Annotated in this window: 18 protein-coding genes; 2 read left to right on the top strand and 16 right to left on the bottom strand. The window is 49.3% G+C overall.

The window, feature by feature from the left end:
- Positions 1 to 8: 8 nt before the first annotated feature.
- A complete protein-coding gene (punR, locus tag LGV68_RS20645) occupies positions 9 to 914 on the bottom strand; it encodes a DNA-binding transcriptional activator PunR (protein WP_047461745.1) in 906 nt (301 codons plus the stop codon).
- Between the two features lie 153 nt (positions 915 to 1,067).
- Here punR and punC point away from each other — a divergent pair, with 153 nt between their 5' ends.
- A complete protein-coding gene (gene punC / locus LGV68_RS20640) occupies positions 1,068 to 2,270 on the top strand; it encodes a purine nucleoside transporter PunC (RefSeq protein WP_047461748.1) in 1,203 nt (400 codons plus the stop codon).
- Between the two features lie 31 nt (positions 2,271 to 2,301).
- Here the strand turns inward: punC and LGV68_RS20635 are convergent, their stop codons facing one another.
- A complete protein-coding gene (locus LGV68_RS20635) occupies positions 2,302 to 3,075 on the bottom strand; it encodes a transporter substrate-binding domain-containing protein (RefSeq protein WP_252535989.1) in 774 nt (257 codons plus the stop codon).
- 96 nt (positions 3,076 to 3,171) lie between these two features.
- Between LGV68_RS20635 and LGV68_RS20630 the strand changes: the two genes are divergently transcribed.
- Entirely contained in the window at positions 3,172 to 3,906 is a 735-nt protein-coding gene (locus tag LGV68_RS20630; protein ID WP_143683435.1) for an amino acid ABC transporter permease, read from the top strand.
- A 30-nt stretch (positions 3,907 to 3,936) separates the two neighbouring features.
- On the opposite strand, the gene glmU is transcribed toward LGV68_RS20630, so the two are convergent.
- The 14 genes from glmU to mnmG form a co-directional block, all read right to left on the bottom strand.
- Positions 3,937 to 5,298, bottom strand: coding sequence for a bifunctional UDP-N-acetylglucosamine diphosphorylase/glucosamine-1-phosphate N-acetyltransferase GlmU (gene glmU, locus LGV68_RS20625; RefSeq protein WP_143683436.1), 1,362 nt, complete (start codon positions 5,296 to 5,298; stop codon positions 3,937 to 3,939).
- A gap of 153 nt (positions 5,299 to 5,451) precedes the next feature.
- Complete coding sequence (locus LGV68_RS20620) at positions 5,452 to 5,874, bottom strand: F0F1 ATP synthase subunit epsilon (protein ID WP_024373977.1); 423 nt, start codon at positions 5,872 to 5,874, stop codon at positions 5,452 to 5,454.
- A gap of 18 nt (positions 5,875 to 5,892) precedes the next feature.
- The gene (atpD, locus tag LGV68_RS20615) at positions 5,893 to 7,296 is read right to left on the bottom strand and encodes a F0F1 ATP synthase subunit beta (protein WP_032082197.1); all 1,404 of its coding nucleotides are present in this window, start codon (positions 7,294 to 7,296) and stop codon (positions 5,893 to 5,895) included.
- Between the two features lie 34 nt (positions 7,297 to 7,330).
- On the bottom strand, positions 7,331 to 8,197 hold the full coding sequence (gene atpG, locus LGV68_RS20610; RefSeq protein ID WP_020430349.1) for a F0F1 ATP synthase subunit gamma: 867 nt from the start codon (positions 8,195 to 8,197) through the stop codon (positions 7,331 to 7,333).
- A gap of 43 nt (positions 8,198 to 8,240) precedes the next feature.
- A complete protein-coding gene (gene atpA / locus LGV68_RS20605) occupies positions 8,241 to 9,782 on the bottom strand; it encodes a F0F1 ATP synthase subunit alpha (RefSeq protein ID WP_020430350.1) in 1,542 nt (513 codons plus the stop codon).
- Positions 9,783 to 9,795: 13 nt separating this feature from the next.
- A complete protein-coding gene (atpH, locus tag LGV68_RS20600) occupies positions 9,796 to 10,329 on the bottom strand; it encodes a F0F1 ATP synthase subunit delta (RefSeq protein WP_020430351.1) in 534 nt (177 codons plus the stop codon).
- A 15-nt stretch (positions 10,330 to 10,344) separates the two neighbouring features.
- The gene (gene atpF, locus LGV68_RS20595) at positions 10,345 to 10,815 is read right to left on the bottom strand and encodes a F0F1 ATP synthase subunit B (RefSeq protein ID WP_024373978.1); all 471 of its coding nucleotides are present in this window, start codon (positions 10,813 to 10,815) and stop codon (positions 10,345 to 10,347) included.
- A gap of 78 nt (positions 10,816 to 10,893) precedes the next feature.
- A complete protein-coding gene (gene atpE / locus LGV68_RS20590; RefSeq protein ID WP_002540812.1) occupies positions 10,894 to 11,148 on the bottom strand; it encodes a F0F1 ATP synthase subunit C in 255 nt (84 codons plus the stop codon).
- Between the two features lie 54 nt (positions 11,149 to 11,202).
- Positions 11,203 to 12,015 carry a F0F1 ATP synthase subunit A gene (gene atpB / locus LGV68_RS20585; RefSeq protein ID WP_020430363.1) on the bottom strand — a complete coding sequence of 271 codons (813 nt, stop codon included), beginning with the start codon at positions 12,013 to 12,015 and terminating at the stop codon, positions 11,203 to 11,205.
- 3 nt (positions 12,016 to 12,018) lie between these two features.
- The gene (locus LGV68_RS20580) at positions 12,019 to 12,414 is read right to left on the bottom strand and encodes a F0F1 ATP synthase subunit I (protein WP_024373979.1); all 396 of its coding nucleotides are present in this window, start codon (positions 12,412 to 12,414) and stop codon (positions 12,019 to 12,021) included.
- A gap of 187 nt (positions 12,415 to 12,601) precedes the next feature.
- Positions 12,602 to 13,483 carry a ParB/RepB/Spo0J family partition protein gene (locus tag LGV68_RS20575; RefSeq protein WP_222740300.1) on the bottom strand — a complete coding sequence of 294 codons (882 nt, stop codon included), beginning with the start codon at positions 13,481 to 13,483 and terminating at the stop codon, positions 12,602 to 12,604.
- A 23-nt stretch (positions 13,484 to 13,506) separates the two neighbouring features.
- Positions 13,507 to 14,280, bottom strand: coding sequence for a ParA family protein (locus LGV68_RS20570; RefSeq protein ID WP_252535988.1), 774 nt, complete (start codon positions 14,278 to 14,280; stop codon positions 13,507 to 13,509).
- Between the two features lie 15 nt (positions 14,281 to 14,295).
- Positions 14,296 to 14,928, bottom strand: a complete 633-nt coding sequence (gene rsmG, locus LGV68_RS20565) for a 16S rRNA (guanine(527)-N(7))-methyltransferase RsmG (protein WP_020430370.1) — start codon at positions 14,926 to 14,928, stop codon at positions 14,296 to 14,298.
- Positions 14,928 to 16,823 carry a tRNA uridine-5-carboxymethylaminomethyl(34) synthesis enzyme MnmG gene (mnmG, locus tag LGV68_RS20560; protein ID WP_047461791.1) on the bottom strand — a complete coding sequence of 632 codons (1,896 nt, stop codon included), beginning with the start codon at positions 16,821 to 16,823 and terminating at the stop codon, positions 14,928 to 14,930. Before mnmG ends, rsmG begins: the two co-directional genes overlap by 1 nt.
- Positions 16,824 to 17,102: the final 279 nt, after the last annotated feature.

The raw sequence follows: 17,102 nt of genomic DNA, 5'->3' as shown, positions 1-17,102 counted from the left end.
ATTCTGGCTCAATACGCCTGCAACCAATCTTGATGTAACTGCTCACTGGTGCCGAGATAGTTCACCATCCACTCAATCAGCTTATGGTTGTCATCTTTACGCCACACCAAACAACACTGGCTGAGCGGCTTTTCGTCCGGCAACATTTTCTCCACTAACTGACCACTGGCCAATAACGGCTGCGCCATATGACGAGGCATATACCCCACGCCCACACCATTTTTCAGGCACTCGATAGCGCTATACCAGTTGGGCAGCAGCAGACGTCGCTGCTGCGGATAGTGCCCGGTATGCCTTTTTGGCAATACACTGGAAGTGTCATCAAGACAGATCGCCGGAAACTGACTGACAAACGCTTCAGTAAGCACTTGCTCACGTACACACGGATGGGCCGGCGACATCACAAACGCCCAATCAAGAATCCCCATATCCCGCACTTCAAAATCGCCCCCGACAGGCACCGCAGAGGTCGCCCCAATCACAATATCCGCCCGCCCCTGAGAGATGGCTTCCCAAGAGCCATTAAACACTTCCATGTTGATTTGCAACTCGGCAAATTCAAACGTGCGGTAGAAATCTTCCACCAGCGGCTTCATGCGATCCAATTTGACCACATTGTCCAACGTGACTTTGAGGGTTTTCTGCCAACCGTGCGCCGCCCGCCGCGTTTGCGCTTTCAGCTCTTCCATCTGGCGTAATAACGACCTTGCCTCTTGCATAAACAGTTCACCTGCGGGAGTCAGCTCCACTTTTCGTGGCAGACGGCGAAACAGCACCACCCCGAGTTCCACTTCCACCTGACGCACACCATAGCTGATCGCCGAGGGGACTTTATGCAGCACATCCGCAGCGGCGGTGAAACTGCCCAAACGAGCTACGGTGTCGAGCATTTCCAGTGAGGATTTGGAAAACATGATTTTTACCCATCAAATTTTTTGAACGATAACTAACAAATTTCGCGTTTCAATTCATCTTAAACCAAAAATAGAATGAGGGCGCTCAGAAATCCTGGTTGGCGCCAAGAGATACAGGGTCAAATTGAATTAATTTTTTTGATGGGAACAACAATGAACGTATCACCCTTACAGCTTTTTTATTTAGCAGCGCTCTCTATGCTCGGCTTCATCGCCACCGATATGTATCTGCCGGCGTTTAAAATCATGGAACAGGACTTTGCCACCGGGCCGGAACAAATCGCGCTGTCACTGACCGTGTTTCTGGTTGGAATGGCGTCGGGTCAGTTATTGTGGGGCCTGGCATCGGATAAATTTGGTCATCGTAATACATTGATCACTGGTCTGGTGGTGTTTACTCTTGCCTCTGCTGGCCTGGCGTTCTGCGATCAAGTGTGGCAATTGCTCTCTTTGCGTTTCGTGCAAGCGATTGGGGTTTGTGCACCCGCAGTGATTTGGCAAGCCATGGTGATCAAACGTTACCCAAGCCAGACCAGCCAACAGATCTTTGCTACCATTATGCCACTGGTCGCGCTTTCTCCGGCCCTCGCGCCCCAATTAGGCGTGTTGCTGGCGGACCAGTTTGGCTGGCACAGCATCTTTCTGGCACTGACGGTCATGGGAATTGCACTGGTGATCAGCACTGGCGTACAGAAAAATGCCGTTAGTGAACCGAAAACGACGTCGATCACTCAGGACATCAAACATCTGCTGAGCAGTAAATCCTATCTTGGCAACGTACTGATGTTTGCAACCGCATCTGCCGCGTTCTTCGCTTACCTGACTGGCATGCCAGAAATCATGGCTCAACTGGGCTATGAAGCAAAAGACATTGGCCTGAGCTTCATTCCGCAAACCATCGCGTTTATGGTCGGTGGTTACATGGGCAAATGGTGTGTGCGTAAGTTCGGCGATGAAGCGGTGCTGAAACAGCTGATCGCTCTGTTCACGCTATCAACAGTACTGATCTTCATCGCATCGCAATGGACACTGACGTCGATCTGGCCGATTCTGGCGCCGTTCTGCCTGATTGCTGTGGCTAACGGTGCACTATACCCAATAGTTGTCAACCGCGCGCTGTCCAGCGCTAAAGACAGCCCGGCTACTGCTGCAGGTTTACAAAACAGTCTGCAAATCTGTGCCGCAAGTTTAGCCAGTGCGCTGGTAGCGGCCTTTGCCAGCCAGGCTCAAATGGTCACGGGGATTGCGATTGTGGTCTGTATGCTCGGCTTGTGGGTGGGCTACATCATTGCCAATCGTCAGCTGAACCAGCATTTCACTACGCCGGACAATGCTCGTGTAGTTCAGGATAAATAAACCATAAGCGCCTCAACTGAGGCGCTTTTTATTACAGACTTTTCAGCCCCCACTTCTCTGCGGTTTGACGGAAAAACCCTTGCGTTTTTTTCAGTTTCACCCAGTGATTCACGTAGTTAATCCATACCTGATCGTCCTGAGGTAACAGCATCGCAATCGGGGTTGGGCGGCGCGCCTCTTTCACCGGAACGATCGCCAACTGATTGAATTTTTCTACCAGCGTTGCCGCCTCGACATTGGACGTCACCGACACATCGGCACGTTTGGCCAACAGTTCCTGATAATCACGTGCCGGCGCTTCAATCACGATGTGCTGAGCATTGGGGAAAAACTCTTTAACCATTTTTTCCTGCACCGTGCCGAGCGTCGCGGCCACTTTTATCTCGGCGTTATCAAAATCACTCCAATCCTGATAGCGGCTGAGTTCACTTTTTTGCACCACCGGTACAAACGCCAGATAGAAATAGGGCTGGCTATAACCCGCTACTTTTGCCCGCGACATATTGAGTGACGCACTGCCGGTGATGTCATATTTGTTGGCGGTAATACCATTGACCAGGGTTTTCCAATCGGTCGCGACGTACTCCACTTTAACGCCGAGATCTTTGGCCAACTCAGCCGTCACATCAATATCAAAACCACGGTAACTGTTGGTCGCCGGATCTTTCATCGTCATCGGATTCCAGTCACCCGTCGTCCCAACGCGTAACACGCCTGTGTTCAAGACGTCCTGAAGACGGCTCTGCGCATACACCTGACCCACTGACAACAAACATAACCCCAGCACTGCTATTATTTTTTTCATCGTTTTTTCCTTAAAAACTGTTCACTGAATGTACTGCATCATTGTTAACATAGCAGTATCAAAGGACTTTTTTTAGTCAGACTACGGAGGAGTGTGATGCTGCGATACAGTGCCTGGCTATTGCCGCTGCTGTTAACCGGGTGCAACCAGTACCAGTGGGGCTGGTACGTTCTGGATCCATCGACAGAGCAAGGCATGCGTAACCTCAAATTCCTCGTCGCGGGCTTTGGTGACACCTTGAGTATTTCTCTGCTGAGCATGGTGTTGGCAATGTTGGTAGGGCTGGTGATTGCTCTGCCAGCACTATCGCGTTATCGCTCGCTGCGCCGTGCCAATCGGGTGTACGTTGAAGTCGTGCGCGCCATTCCCGTCTTGGTACTGCTGTTGTGGGTCTACTACGGATTACCTGCGCTGTTTGACGTGTCACTTAATCATTTTACCGCGGGGGTTATCGCGCTCAGCCTGGCGGAAAGCGCATTCATGGCTGAGGTGTTTCGAGGTGGGATTCAAGCCATCGCCCGCGGCCAACATGAAGCAGCAGAAGCCTTGGGGCTGAATTATTGGCAAAAAATGCGTCTGGTGATCCTGCCTCAGGCACTGAGACAAATCCTGCCGCCGCTGGGCAACCAGTTTATCTATATTCTGAAAATGTCATCGCTGGTCAGCGTCATTGGTCTGAGCGATCTGACCCGTCGCGCCAATGAACTGGTGGTCACAGAGTACTTGCCGCTGGAAATCTACACTTTTCTGGTACTGGAGTATCTGGTGTTGATTTTGTTGGTGTCACAAGGGGTGCGCAGTCTGGAGAAAAAGCTGGCCCTGCCGCAATAAAAAAGCCTGCTATTAGCAGGCTCTCTAGGTCTATTTCTTTTTAACCGGACGCTGCCAGCCAGAGATTTTCTTCTCTTTAGCGCGAGTAATGACTAACTCACCTTCCGCAACATCGCGCGTCAGAGTAGTACCTGCACCGATGGTAGCCCCGTTTGCAATCGTCACAGGAGCCACCAGCTGGCTGTCAGAACCGACAAAAACGTCGTCGCCAATCACGGTTTTATGTTTGTTGGCACCATCGTAGTTACAGGTGATCGCACCTGCACCGATGTTGACGCGTTGGCCAATTTCCGCATCACCAAGATAGGCCAGATGGTTGGCCTTTGAGCCCTGACCCAAACGCGCATTTTTCACTTCAACAAAGTTGCCGACATGTGCATCGTTTTGGAGCTCAGCGCCTGGACGCAGGCGCGTAAACGGCCCTACCGTACAATCTTCACCGACGGTTGCACCTTCAATCACACTGTACGGGCGGATCACAGTATTGTCGTCAATTTCACAATCTTTCAGAATTGAACCGGCACCGATCACTACATTGTTGCCGATCGAAACAGAACCTTCGATGATCACGTTCACATCGATTTCAACGTCCGTACCGCACTGCAGTTCACCACGCAGATCAAAACGCGCCGGATCGCGCAGCATCACACCTTGCTCCAGCAGCTTGTTCGCCTGACGCGCTTGGAATGCACGCTCAAGACGCGCCAGTTGAATGCGGTCGTTGACGCCTTCCACTTCTATCGAACTGACCGGATGCACGGCTTCTACAGCGCGACCTTCATCGTGCGCTGCCGCAATCACGTCCGTCAGGTAGTACTCGCCTTGAGCGTTGTTGTTATTGAGACCAGATAGCCAGCGCTTCAAATCGCCGCCCGTTGCGACCATCACACCCGTGTTGATCTCTTTAATCAGTTTCTGCTCTTCTGTGGCATCTTTTTGTTCTACGATCGCCACCACAGGGCCATTTTTACGTACGATGCGGCCGTAACCCGTCGGGTTATCGAGCACCACGGTCAACAGTGCAATACCGCCCGTAGGCTGAGCGTCCAGCAAGCTATCGATGGTTTCTTCTGAAATCAGCGGCACATCGCCGTACAACACCAGAATTTTCTCATCATCCTGAAACTGAGCAGACGCTTGATCCACTGCGTGTCCAGTACCCAACTGCTCTGCCTGCAATACCCAATTGACGCTCTCTTCAGCCAATGCGTGTTGCATTTGATCGCCGCCGTGGCCAAAGACTAAATGGATATTTTGTGCCCCTAAACTGTTACAGGTGTCGATAACATGCTTCACCATTGGTTTGCCCGCAAGGGTATGAAGCACTTTGGGCATATTAGAATGCATACGGGTGCCTTTGCCCGCGGCAAGAATCACTGCGCTAAATTTCATTGGGTACCTAACTTACCTGACGTTAAACCTAATACTGTCCGCATTTTAGCGGCTCAATGAAGGGGTGTTAAATGAATGGCGTAAATTTCTATTAAAAATTAAGCAAAAAGGCGACCTTTCGGTCGCCTTTTGGTCTCAACGTAGTTAATTGGCTTAACGACGTTTCTTCGTCAACTCGATCACTCGAAGCTGAGCAATGGCTTTAGCCAGTTCACTGGCCGCTTGCGCGAAGTCCATATCGCCATGCTGATTCTGAATGTGTTCTTCAGCGCGACGTTTGGCTTCTGCTGCCTTCGCTGCGTCTAGATCTTCACCACGGATTGCCGTGTCAGCCAGCACAGTCGCTGTGCCAGGCTGAACTTCAATGATACCACCAGAAACATAAATGATTTCTTCGTGGCCGTGCTGTTTCACAATACGCACCATACCAGGCTTAATAGCGGTCAGCAGCGGTGTGTGGCCGTGGAAAATACCCAGCTCACCTTCGCTACCGGTCACCTGGAACGTTTCAACGAGGCCTGAGAAGATTTTCTTCTCAGCACTCACAACATCCAGATGAAAGGTTATTGCTGCCATATCGCCTCCTAGTTAGCCTTATAGCTTCTTCGCATTCTCAAGAGCTTCGTCGATTGCACCGCAGTACATGAACGCTTGCTCTGGAACATCGTCGTAGTCACCAGCTAACAGGCCTTTAAAGCCACGTAGAGTTTCTTTTAGTGGTACGTAGATACCTGGGTCGCCCGTGAAGACTTCCGCTACGTGGTAAGGCTGAGTTAGGAAACGCTCAATCTTACGCGCACGAGCTACCACTTGCTTATCGGTTTCAGACAGTTCGTCCATACCCAGAATCGCAATGATGTCTTTCAGCTCTTTGTAGCGTTGCAGAGTCTGTTGAACGCCACGCGCAATGTCGTAGTGCTCTTGACCAACAACCAATGGATCTAGCTGACGAGAAGTCGAATCCAGTGGGTCGATCGCTGGGTACAGACCCATTGCTGCGATGTTACGGTTAAGTACAACCGTTGCATCCAAGTGAGCAAACGTGGTTGCTGGTGACGGGTCGGTCAAGTCATCCGCAGGTACGTATACCGCCTGTACAGACGTGATAGAACCTTTCTTAGTTGACGTGATACGTTCCTGAAGTACACCCATCTCTTCAGCCAGTGTTGGCTGGTAACCTACCGCAGATGGCATACGACCCAGAAGTGCCGATACCTCTGTACCCGCAAGGGTATAACGGTAGATGTTATCGATGAACAGCAGTACGTCACGACCTTCATCACGGAAACGCTCAGCCATAGTCAGACCAGTCAGAGCTACACGCAGACGGTTGCCTGGTGGCTCGTTCATCTGGCCGTAAACCATCGCTACTTTTGATTCTTCAGGTTTCTCGATGTTTACAACACCCGCTTCCTGCATCTCGTGGTAGAAGTCGTTACCCTCACGAGTACGCTCACCAACACCAGCAAATACAGACAGACCTGAGTGTTGCAGTGCGATGTTGTTGATAAGTTCCATCATGTTAACGGTCTTACCTACACCTGCACCACCGAACAGACCGATTTTACCACCCTTAGCGAATGGACAAATCAGGTCGATTACCTTAACACCAGTTTCCAGCAGCTCAGTTGCGTTAGACTGCTCTTCGTAGCTTGGTGCTGCACGGTGAATCGAGTAAAGCTCTTCAGCACCGATTTCACCACGTTCATCAATCGCATCGCCAAGTACGTTCATGATACGACCTAGCGTTTTAGTACCTACTGGCACTGAAATTGGAGCGCCAGTGTTTTCAACTGTCATTCCACGACGTAAACCATCCGAGCTACCCATTACGATTGCGCGTACAACGCCACCGCCAAGCTGTTGCTGAACTTCAAGAACCAGACGTTCTTTTGCTTCAACAACTTTCAGAGCATCGTAAACACCTGGTACTGCGCTCTGTGGGAACTCTACGTCGACTACCGCACCGATGATCTGTACGATCTTACCTGTAGCCATCGTTAATCCTCTAAACTGTTTGTTTTACCTAAGCTTAAACCGCTGCTGCGCCGCTCACGATTTCTGACAGTTCTTGTGTGATCGCAGCCTGACGGGCTTTGTTGTACACAAGTTCTAAGTCATCAATCAGATTTGAGGCGTTATCCGTTGCAGCCTTCATCGCAACCATTCGAGCCGCTTGCTCACAAGCAAGGTTCTCAACCACACCTTGGTAAACCTGAGACTCTACGTAGCGCAGCAATAGCGCATCCAGCAGAGGTTTTGGTTCAGGTTCATAGATGTAGTCCCATGAATGCTCACGCTGCATCTCTTCGCTGTCCGATTTAGGCAAAGGTAGCAATTGATCGATCTTTGGTTGTTGTACCATGGTGTTCACGAATTCGTTGAACACTACGTACAGACGATCCAACTCGCCGTTATCATATTTCTTCAGCATCACGCCAACAGAACCGATCAGGTCTTCCAGTGATGGGCTATCGCCCAGACCAGATACCTGAGCCGCTACTTTAGCGCCGCTGTTGTTGAAAAATGCCGTTGCTTTTGAGCCAATAATGGCCAAATCAATTTCAGCACCCTTCTCTTTCCACGCTTGCATGTCTGTAACAGCTTTCTTGAACAGGTTAATGTTCAAACCACCACACAAGCCACGGTCGGTAGAAATAATGATGTAACCAACACGTTTCGCTTCACGCTCTTCTAGATACGGATGACGATACTCTAGATTCGCGTTGGCGACATGACCGATCACTTTACGCATAGTTGCCGCGTATGGACGAGAAGCTTCCATGGCGTCTTGAGAACGACGCATTTTTGAAGCTGCTACCATTTCCATCGCTTTCGTAATTTTCTGAGTGCTTTTCACACTACCGATTTTATTACGTATCTCTTTTGCGCCGGCCATCGTTACTCTCCATTAGTTGGTGGCAAAACTTGCCACCGACCTATTACCAAGTTTGGGTTGCTTTGAAATCGTCAACCAGCTTCTTCAGCTGAGCTTCGATGTCATCGTTGTAAGCACCCGTCTTGTCGATCTGCGCTGCTAGTTCAGCGTGTTGACCGCGAGCGTACGATAGTAGAGCCGCCTCGAAATCCAGAACTTTGCTCAGTTCTACATCTGCAAGGTAACCGCGCTCTGCTGCGAAGATAGTCAGAGCCTGATCAAAAACAGACATTGGAGCGTACTGCTTCTGTTTCATCAGTTCTGTTACTTTCTGACCGTGCTCAAGCTGACGTTTAGTCGCATCATCCAGATCCGAAGAGAACTGCGCGAATGCTGCCAGTTCACGGTACGCTGCAAGTGCAGTACGGATACCGCCTGACAGCTTCTTGATGATTTTCGTCTGAGCTGAACCACCTACACGAGAAACTGAGATACCTGGGTCAACTGCTGGGCGAACACCCGCGTTGAACAGTTCAGTTTGTAGGAAGATCTGACCATCGGTAATCGAGATTACGTTAGTCGGTACGAATGCGGATACGTCACCAGCTTGGGTTTCGATGATAGGCAGAGCAGTCAGAGAACCGGTCTTACCTTTCACTTCACCGTTAGTGAAACGTTCTACGTAGTCAGCGCTTACACGAGCAGCACGCTCAAGTAGACGTGAGTGGAGGTAGAAAACGTCACCAGGGAAAGCTTCGCGACCTGGCGGACGACGTAGCAGTAGAGAGATCTGACGATAAGCAACAGCTTGCTTAGAAAGATCATCGTAAACAATCAGTGCATCTTCACCGCGATCACGGAAGTATTCACCCATTGCACAACCTGCGTAAGGCGCAAGGTATTGCAGAGCTGCAGACTCAGAAGCTGACGCTACCACAACGATAGTGTTCTTCAGAGCGCCATGCTCTTCAAGTTTACGTACTACGTTCGCGATAGTAGAAGCTTTCTGACCAATCGCTACGTAAATTGAGTAAATACCTGAATCTTTTTGGTTGATGATCGCATCGATCGCCATCGCTGTTTTACCAGTCTGACGGTCACCGATAATCAGCTCACGCTGGCCACGGCCGATTGGAATCATCGAGTCCACTGATTTGTAACCCGTTTGAACAGGCTGATCAACTGATTGACGGTCGATTACGCCTGGTGCAATCACTTCTACAGGAGAAGTCAGAGTTGCATTGAGTGGACCTTTACCGTCGATTGGTTCGCCCAGTGTATTCACTACGCGGCCAAGCAGTTCAGGACCAACTGGCACTTCAAGAATACGACCAGTACCAGTTACTTTTTCGCCTTCCTTAAGGTCAGCATATGGGCCCATTACAACCGCACCAACCGAGTCACGCTCAAGGTTAAGTGCTAGTGCAAAACGGCCACCCGGTAATTCAATCATTTCACCCTGCATCACGTCCGCTAGGCCGTGAATACGGATAATACCATCGCTTACCGATACGATAGTACCTTCATTACGAGCTTCACTAACAACGTTGAAAGACTCAATACGCTGTTTAATCAGATCGCTAATTTCCGTGGAATTAAGTTGCATGCTCCAATCCCCATTAAGACTGCAAGGCATCGCTCAGGCGGTTCAAACGACCACGCGCTGAGTTATCGATGACTAGGTCTCCGGCTCGAATTACTACCCCACCAAGTAGGGTCTCATCTACACTGCAATTCAGCTGAACTTTGCGTTCCAGACGCTGCTCAAGTTTGCTGCTGATGTCTGCCAGTTGCTGCTCTGAAAGTTCAGTTGCTGAAATAACTTCAACATCGACTTTCTTCTCATGCTCTTGTTTCAGGGCATGGAATTGAGCACAAACATCCGGAAGGGCCTGTAAGCGGCCATTCTCAGCCATTACCTTCAGCAGGTTCTGACCATGTGCATCAAACTGATCGCCACAAATTGCGACAAAGATTTCTGCCAATTTCTCAGCAGACGTCGAACTGGTTAACAGTTCTTTAATCTGGTCGTTCATTGCGACTTCGGCAGCGAAAACAAGCATCTGGCTCCATTGATCCAGTTGTTGTTTTTCCACCGCAAATTCAAATGCTGCTTTAGCATAGGGGCGTGCAATTGTAGTCATATTAGACATTCGGCGCCCCCAGACTTAAAGTTTTGCAGTAATGTTGTCGAGAATATCTTTGTGCGCATCTTTATCGATAGTACGCTCAAGGATCTTCTCAGCACCAGCAATAGCCAGAGTTGCAACTTGTTTGCGCAGCTCATCGCGGGCACGGTTACGCTCAGACTCAATTTCAGCATCAGCTTGAGCAAGGATTTTCTGGCGTTCTGCCTGAGCTTCCTCGCGCGCTTCATCCAAAATTTGCGCTTTACGTTTGTTCGCAGCCTCAATGACCTCAGTTGCTGTGCGCTTCGCTTCTTTTAATGAATCAGAAGCGTTGGCTTGTGCTAGGTCCAAATCTTTCTTTGCACGCTCAGCAGCTTGCAAACCGTCAGCAATTTTCTTCTGACGCTCTTCAATCGCTTTAATGATTGGCGGCCATACATACTTCATGCAGAACCACACAAACAGTGCGAATGATATTGCTTGACCTAGCAGAGTTGCGTTCATATTCACAACAGCTACCCCTCTATATGGACTAAGTGTTAATCAAAGACAAACCACCAAACGGGGTTTGTCGCTGGCAAAACGTGATTAACCTAGTTGACCAACAAATGGGTTCGCGAATGTGAATAGCAGTGCGATTACGATACCGATCATTGGAACCGCATCCAGCAGACCTGCGATGATGAACATCTTAACTTGTAGCATAGGAGCCATTTCTGGTTGACGAGCAGCGCCTTCCAGGAATTTACCACCTAGAAGTGCGAAACCAATCGCAGTACCAAGAGAAGCAAGACCGACGATGATACCTACGGCGATTGCAGAAAAGCTCAGTAAAGTTTCCATTACTATCTCCAATTATAGTTGTTGGCTTAATGTGCCCAAATAAAAGCTAATTTATTAATGATCACTGTCTTCGTGTGCCATTGACAGATAAACGATTGTCAACATCATGAACACGAAAGACTGAATCAGGATTACCAGAATATGGAAAATAGCCCACGGTAGTGAACCCATCCATTGTAGCCACCATGGTAGCATTGCTGCGATTAGAATGAATACAACCTCACCCGCGAACATGTTACCGAATAGACGCATACCTAGAGACAGCGGTTTTGCTAGTAGCGAGACCACTTCAATAAGTAGGTTAAACGGAATCATCACTGGGTGGTTAAACGGATGTAGTGCTAATTCTTTCGCAAACCCACCTAGACCTTTCACTTTGATGCTGTAGTAAATCATCAGAGCGAACACGCCTAGAGCCATAGCCATGGTGATGTTCACATCAGCAGACGGAACCACTTTTAAGTAAGGGATACCGAGCCAATGCTGTGCTGGATACGGCAAGAAATCAATTGGCACTAAGTCCATGATGTTCATTAGCAATACCCAACAAAAGATAGTCAGTGCCAGCGGTGCTATTAGTGGATTGCGTCCATGGAAGGTGTCTTTGACGTTGGTATCGACAAATTCAACCACTATTTCAACAAAACACTGTAGCTTGCCTGGTACACCCGCTGTTGCCTTCTTCGCCACTGAACGGAACACCCAAAGGAAGATCAGTCCGGTAAACAAAGAAAAAAACAGGCTATCGATATGTACGTTCCAGAAACTTGTTTCCTCCGCAACCAGACCTAACTTGTAAAGAGATAGGTTGGAAAGGTGGTGTTCAATGTATCCGGACGATGTTAGCGCTTCACCTGGCGCAGCCATAACTCATCCTATTTTTTTGTTGTTAATGAATAGCACTGGCGCACAGATATTAATACCTAGTGCCAGCAAATAGGTTAGTTTTAGGGGAACAAGTTCCACCTGCATATACATGTAGGCGACAGAGAACAGAGCGACAGTGATGAGAATTTTAAGTGCTTCGCCTGTGTAGAAAGAGGCCGTGATTCGCTTTGCAGCGCGAGCTCCACTATACATAAAAGCACACAGCGCAAAAACTGCATTGGCAAAGACAAAAATGCCTCCACCAACTAGCGCTGAAAATCCCCATTCAGCATTTACGGCAATCGCCATCCCTGCTGCCACAACTATAACCGCGCCAAACTGGATCATTAACAATTGCTTTGCAAGCGCTCGTCCTGGCCTAGCTAACGCAGCTACCATGTATTCGTACCTCTAGTAATATCCAACACACCACTCAAAAACGGGGCTGGAAATTGGCGAAAATTATACGGTGACGGCAACTGATTGCAATTACAACGCCGCAAAAAGTTACAATTTTGTTTACACACCGACATATTTCGCTAAAGAAAACTTATTTTTCACAATTGATTTAAATCAATTATCTCACTTAGCCCTGCAGCTTGGCAATTAGTTGCTCCAATTTGTGAGGCTCATCAAGACTTATTGTGACTTTTGACTTTCCGCTTTTCGAGCGGACGATTGAAACTTTTGCCCCAAGTTTTTCACTCAGATTTTGTGACATTTGTTGTATTTCTACGTCTTCTGGCACATTTTTTACATCAGAGCTCTCTGAGAGGCATTTTTTCACTAATTGCTCTGTCTGACGTACGGTCAATTGCTTCTTGGCCACGCGCGCAGCCACTTCAATTTGTTGCTCGCCTTCCAACATCAGCAAAGCGCGGGCATGACCCATTTCCAACTGACGGGTTTCCACCAAACGCTTGACGCTGTCATCCAGCTGATTCAAGCGCAGCAGGTTACTTACCGTTGCACGCGATTTACCAATCACATCGGCGACTTGCTGATGCGTTAGCTTAAATTCGTCTTGTAACCGCTCCAACGCTTGCGCTTCTTCGATCACATTGAGATCTTCGCGTTGAATGTTTTCGATCAACGCCATCGCGATCGCCGCGCGATCTTCTACGCGTTTGATCAGACACGGGACTTGCTTCAGGCCAGCCTGACGAGCGGCACGCCAGCGACGTTCACCAGCAATAATTTCGTAGCCACCAAACTCCAGCGGACGCACCACAATCGGCTGAATGATGCCTTGCGACTGAATCGAAGCCGCGAGCTCTTCCAGCGCTTCTGGAGACATATCTTTACGGGGTTGGTAAATGCCCGGCTTGAGGTTGGTGATCGCAATATCGGTCAACTCGCCGTCACTGGACATAGCCTGACTTTGAGAAGCCACATGTTGTTTTTCACGAGCCAGAGAGCTGGTGGACAGCAGTGCATCCAGCCCTTTTCCTAAACCACGTTTAGACATGCAAACGAATCCTTTAGTTGGTGTTATGCGGGTACTTCTTCACGACGTAACATTTCGCCAGCTAAAGCAAGATACGCTTTGGCCCCTGCGGAGTACTTGTCGTAATACATGGCTGGTTTGCCATGACTTGGCGCCTCAGCGAGGCGAACATTGCGAGGAATAACTGTGCGGTACACTTTGCTACCAAAGTGTTTTTTCAATTGATCAGAAACTTCGTTAGCGAGTCGGTTACGCGGATCGTACATGGTACGAAGCAGACCTTCGATCTTCAGATTGTCGTTCACCACTGCGGCTAACTTGCTGATGGTGTCCATTAACGCAGTTAAACCTTCCAAAGCAAAATACTCACATTGCATCGGCACTAAAACCGAATCGGCCGCCGCCATCGCATTGATTGTAAGGAGGTTTAAAGAAGGAGGACAATCGATAAAGATGAAATCATAGTTATCGCGAACTGGCGCGAGGGTGTTTTTGAGGCGGACTTCGCGGGCAAACACTTCCATAAGTTTGATTTCTGCCGCGGTGACGTCACCGTTGGCGGCAATCAGGTCGTAATGGCCTGTGGTTTTACGGCACACCACTTCTTCAAATGGCGCTTCTTCCACCAACAACTCATACGCGGTGGCATCCACCTGATACTTATCGACGCCGCTGGCCATGGTTGCATTGCCTTGCGGGTCCAGGTCGATCACCAGAACTTTGCGTTTAGTGGCTGCCATGGAGGCCGCCAGATTAATACAAGTCGTTGTTTTTCCTACGCCACCTTTCTGGTTGGCGATCGCTACGATTTTGCCCACGGTAATGCCTCGCTATTATCCCTTGCGCGATAAGATTACAAGATGACGCTCACCTTCCAACTCTGGAACATTCAAAGCTTTGATGTCGGTCACAGAACACCATTCCGGCAACTGTGCGATCTCTTCTTGCGGCAATAGGCCTTTCAACGCCAAGAATACGCCAGTATGAGCACGCGGCAGGTGATGACACCACTCCACCATGTCTGTGATGGAAGCAAATGCACGGCTCAGAACGCCATCGAAGCCTTCTTCGCCATCGTAGTCTTCCACCCGGCTTTGAACTGGGGTGACATTCGCAATCTTGAGTTCATGCAATACCTGCTTGATGAAGCGAATGCGCTTACCCAGGCTGTCGAGCAGAACAAAGCTTTTTTCCGGATTCATGATGGCCAGGGGAATTCCCGGCAAACCAGGTCCGGTACCAACATCGATAAAACGCTCACCCACCAATAGCGGGCTGACCACGATGCTATCCAGAATGTGTTTCACCATCATTTCCATCGGATCGCGCACCGATGTCAGGTTGTAGGCTTTGTTCCATTTGTTGAGCAGCTCAACGTAGCCGACCAACTGCTCACGCTGATGCTCAGACACCTCTAGGTCGGTCTGAGCAATCAGAGCATCGAGTTTAACTCGTAGCGAATTCATTACGCGGCTTCTCCTTTTTTGAGCATGCCGTGTTTTTTCAGGTGCACCAGCAGAATAGAAATGGCCGCTGGCGTAATACCGGAAATGCGCGAGGCGATACCGATGGTCTCCGGCTTCGCGTTATTCAGTTTCAGTACGACTTCATTCGACAAACCTTTGACTGCTTTGTAATCAAGGTCGACAGGCAGCTTGGTGTGTTCATGGCGCAGGGATTTTTCAATCTCATCCTGCTGACGCTGAATATAACCTTCGTATTTAACCTGAATTTCAACTTGTTCCGCCGCTTCAAGATCGTCCATCGCCGGAGCAAAGGTTGGCAATGACGTCAGCATTTCGTAAGTCATTTCAGGACGACGCAGCAGATCTTCGCCGCTGGCTTCACGCGACATTGGCGTTTTCAACAAGGCGTTCAGTGCATCCACACTGTCAGAATTCGGGTTCATCCAGGTCTCTTTCAGACGCTGACGTTCCGTTTCCATATTTTCAATCTTCTGATTGAAACGCGCCCAACGTGCATCGTTGATCAGACCCAGTTCACGGGCTTTTTCAGTCAAACGCAGATCAGCGTTGTCTTCACGCAGCAGCAGACGGTATTCCGCACGTGAGGTAAACATGCGGTACGGTTCTTTGGTGCCCATGGTCGACAAATCGTCAATCAGAACGCCCATGTAAGCCTGGTCACGACGAGGACTCCAGCCCTCTTTGTCCTGACTGAACAAACTCGCGTTCAGACCAGCCATCAGACCTTGTGCCGCCGCTTCTTCGTAGCCGGTAGTGCCGTTAATCTGACCCGCAAAGAACAGACCTTGAATAAACTTGGTTTCGTAAGTCTGTTTCAGATCGCGCGGATCAAAGAAATCGTATTCGATCGCATAGCCCGGGCGGACAATATGCGCGTTTTCAAAGCCTTTCATCGAACGCACGATCTGCACCTGCACATCAAATGGCAGACTGGTGGAAATACCGTTCGGGTAGAGTTCTGTGGTTGTCAGACCCTCTGGCTCGATGAAAATTTGGTGACTGTTTTTATCCGCAAAGCGCATCACTTTGTCTTCTATCGACGGGCAGTAACGTGGACCAATGCCTTCAATCACCCCCGCATACATCGGGCTGCGATCCAGGTTGGCACGAATCACGTCATGCGTTTTTTCGTTAGTGTGCGTGATGAAACATGGAATCTGACGCGGATGCTGTTCGCGCTTACCCATGAATGAGAACACTGGCGTAGGATTATCACCATGCTGTGCTTCCAACACAGAGAAATCGACACTGTTGGCGTCGATACGTGGTGGCGTGCCGGTTTTCAGACGATCCACGCGGAATGGCAGTTCGCGCAGGCGCTGGGCCAATGCGATCGATGGCGGATCCCCGGCACGGCCACCTGAGAAGTTTTCCAGTCCAATGTGGATCTTACCGCCCAGGAAGGTACCAACGGTCAATACCACCGCCTTAGCGTGGAATTTGAGGCCCATTTGGGTGACGACACCGCGTACCTGATCATTTTCAACGATCAGATCGTCAGCGGCCTGCTGGAACAGTGTCAGATTCGGTGTGTTCTCGAGTGCATGGCGAACGTAAGCTTTGTACAGCGCACGGTCAGCCTGAGCACGAGTTGCACGTACTGCTGGGCCTTTGGAGGCGTTCAGTGTGCGAAATTGAATACCCGCATGATCGATAGCTTCCGCCATCAGACCACCCATCGCATCCACTTCTTTAACTAAGTGGCCTTTGCCAATACCGCCGATTGCCGGGTTACAGGACATCTGGCCCAGGGTGTCGATATTGTGAGTAAGAAGTAACGTACGTTGGCCTGTACGAGCGGCTGCGAGCGCGGCTTCCGTTCCTGCGTGACCGCCACCAACCACAATGACGTCAAATGTTTCGTGATAAAGCATGAACGACCTCAGGTATTCATTGAGACTAAGGGATAAAATAAAAGAGACGTATTCTACCTTCTTTCCAGTGGCTAGAAAATCGCTTTTCTGCTTTTTTCCATTCAGGGCTTTTAAGTAAATAATATATAAAGATCTATATAGAGATCTTTTTATTGGATCTACTATTAGGATCGACGATCTCTGTGGATAAGTGAAAAATGATCAACAAGATCATGGATCTTGATTGGATCAGAACATGTGATCATCAACTGATCTGATCGAGGATTAGCTGGGATCAAA

This window comes from Vibrio sp. LQ2 (assembly GCF_023920125.1).
Taxonomy (GTDB): Bacteria; Pseudomonadota; Gammaproteobacteria; order Enterobacterales; family Vibrionaceae; genus Vibrio; species Vibrio fluvialis.
This window is presented reverse-complemented; position numbering and strand designations above follow the sequence as displayed.

Excerpts from the sequence above, each read along its gene's own strand:
- punR (WP_047461745.1), bottom strand. The coding sequence starts at position 914 with ATGTTTTCCAAATCCTCACTGGAAATGCTCGACACCGTAGCTCGTTTG.
- punC (WP_047461748.1), top strand. The coding sequence starts at position 1,068 with ATGAACGTATCACCCTTACAGCTTTTTTATTTAGCAGCGCTCTCTATG.
- LGV68_RS20635 (WP_252535989.1), bottom strand. The coding sequence starts at position 3,075 with ATGAAAAAAATAATAGCAGTGCTGGGGTTATGTTTGTTGTCAGTGGGT.
- LGV68_RS20630 (WP_143683435.1), top strand. The coding sequence starts at position 3,172 with ATGCTGCGATACAGTGCCTGGCTATTGCCGCTGCTGTTAACCGGGTGC.
- glmU (WP_143683436.1), bottom strand. The coding sequence starts at position 5,298 with ATGAAATTTAGCGCAGTGATTCTTGCCGCGGGCAAAGGCACCCGTATG.
- LGV68_RS20620 (WP_024373977.1), bottom strand. The coding sequence starts at position 5,874 with ATGGCAGCAATAACCTTTCATCTGGATGTTGTGAGTGCTGAGAAGAAA.
- atpD (WP_032082197.1), bottom strand. The coding sequence starts at position 7,296 with ATGGCTACAGGTAAGATCGTACAGATCATCGGTGCGGTAGTCGACGTA.
- atpG (WP_020430349.1), bottom strand. The coding sequence starts at position 8,197 with ATGGCCGGCGCAAAAGAGATACGTAATAAAATCGGTAGTGTGAAAAGC.
- atpA (WP_020430350.1), bottom strand. The coding sequence starts at position 9,782 with ATGCAACTTAATTCCACGGAAATTAGCGATCTGATTAAACAGCGTATT.
- atpH (WP_020430351.1), bottom strand. The coding sequence starts at position 10,329 with ATGTCTAATATGACTACAATTGCACGCCCCTATGCTAAAGCAGCATTT.
- atpE (WP_002540812.1), bottom strand. The coding sequence starts at position 11,148 with ATGGAAACTTTACTGAGCTTTTCTGCAATCGCCGTAGGTATCATCGTC.
- atpB (WP_020430363.1), bottom strand. The coding sequence starts at position 12,015 with ATGGCTGCGCCAGGTGAAGCGCTAACATCGTCCGGATACATTGAACAC.
- LGV68_RS20580 (WP_024373979.1), bottom strand. The coding sequence starts at position 12,414 with ATGGTAGCTGCGTTAGCTAGGCCAGGACGAGCGCTTGCAAAGCAATTG.
- LGV68_RS20575 (WP_222740300.1), bottom strand. The coding sequence starts at position 13,483 with ATGTCTAAACGTGGTTTAGGAAAAGGGCTGGATGCACTGCTGTCCACC.
- rsmG (WP_020430370.1), bottom strand. The coding sequence starts at position 14,928 with ATGAATTCGCTACGAGTTAAACTCGATGCTCTGATTGCTCAGACCGAC.
- mnmG (WP_047461791.1), bottom strand. The coding sequence starts at position 16,823 with ATGCTTTATCACGAAACATTTGACGTCATTGTGGTTGGTGGCGGTCAC.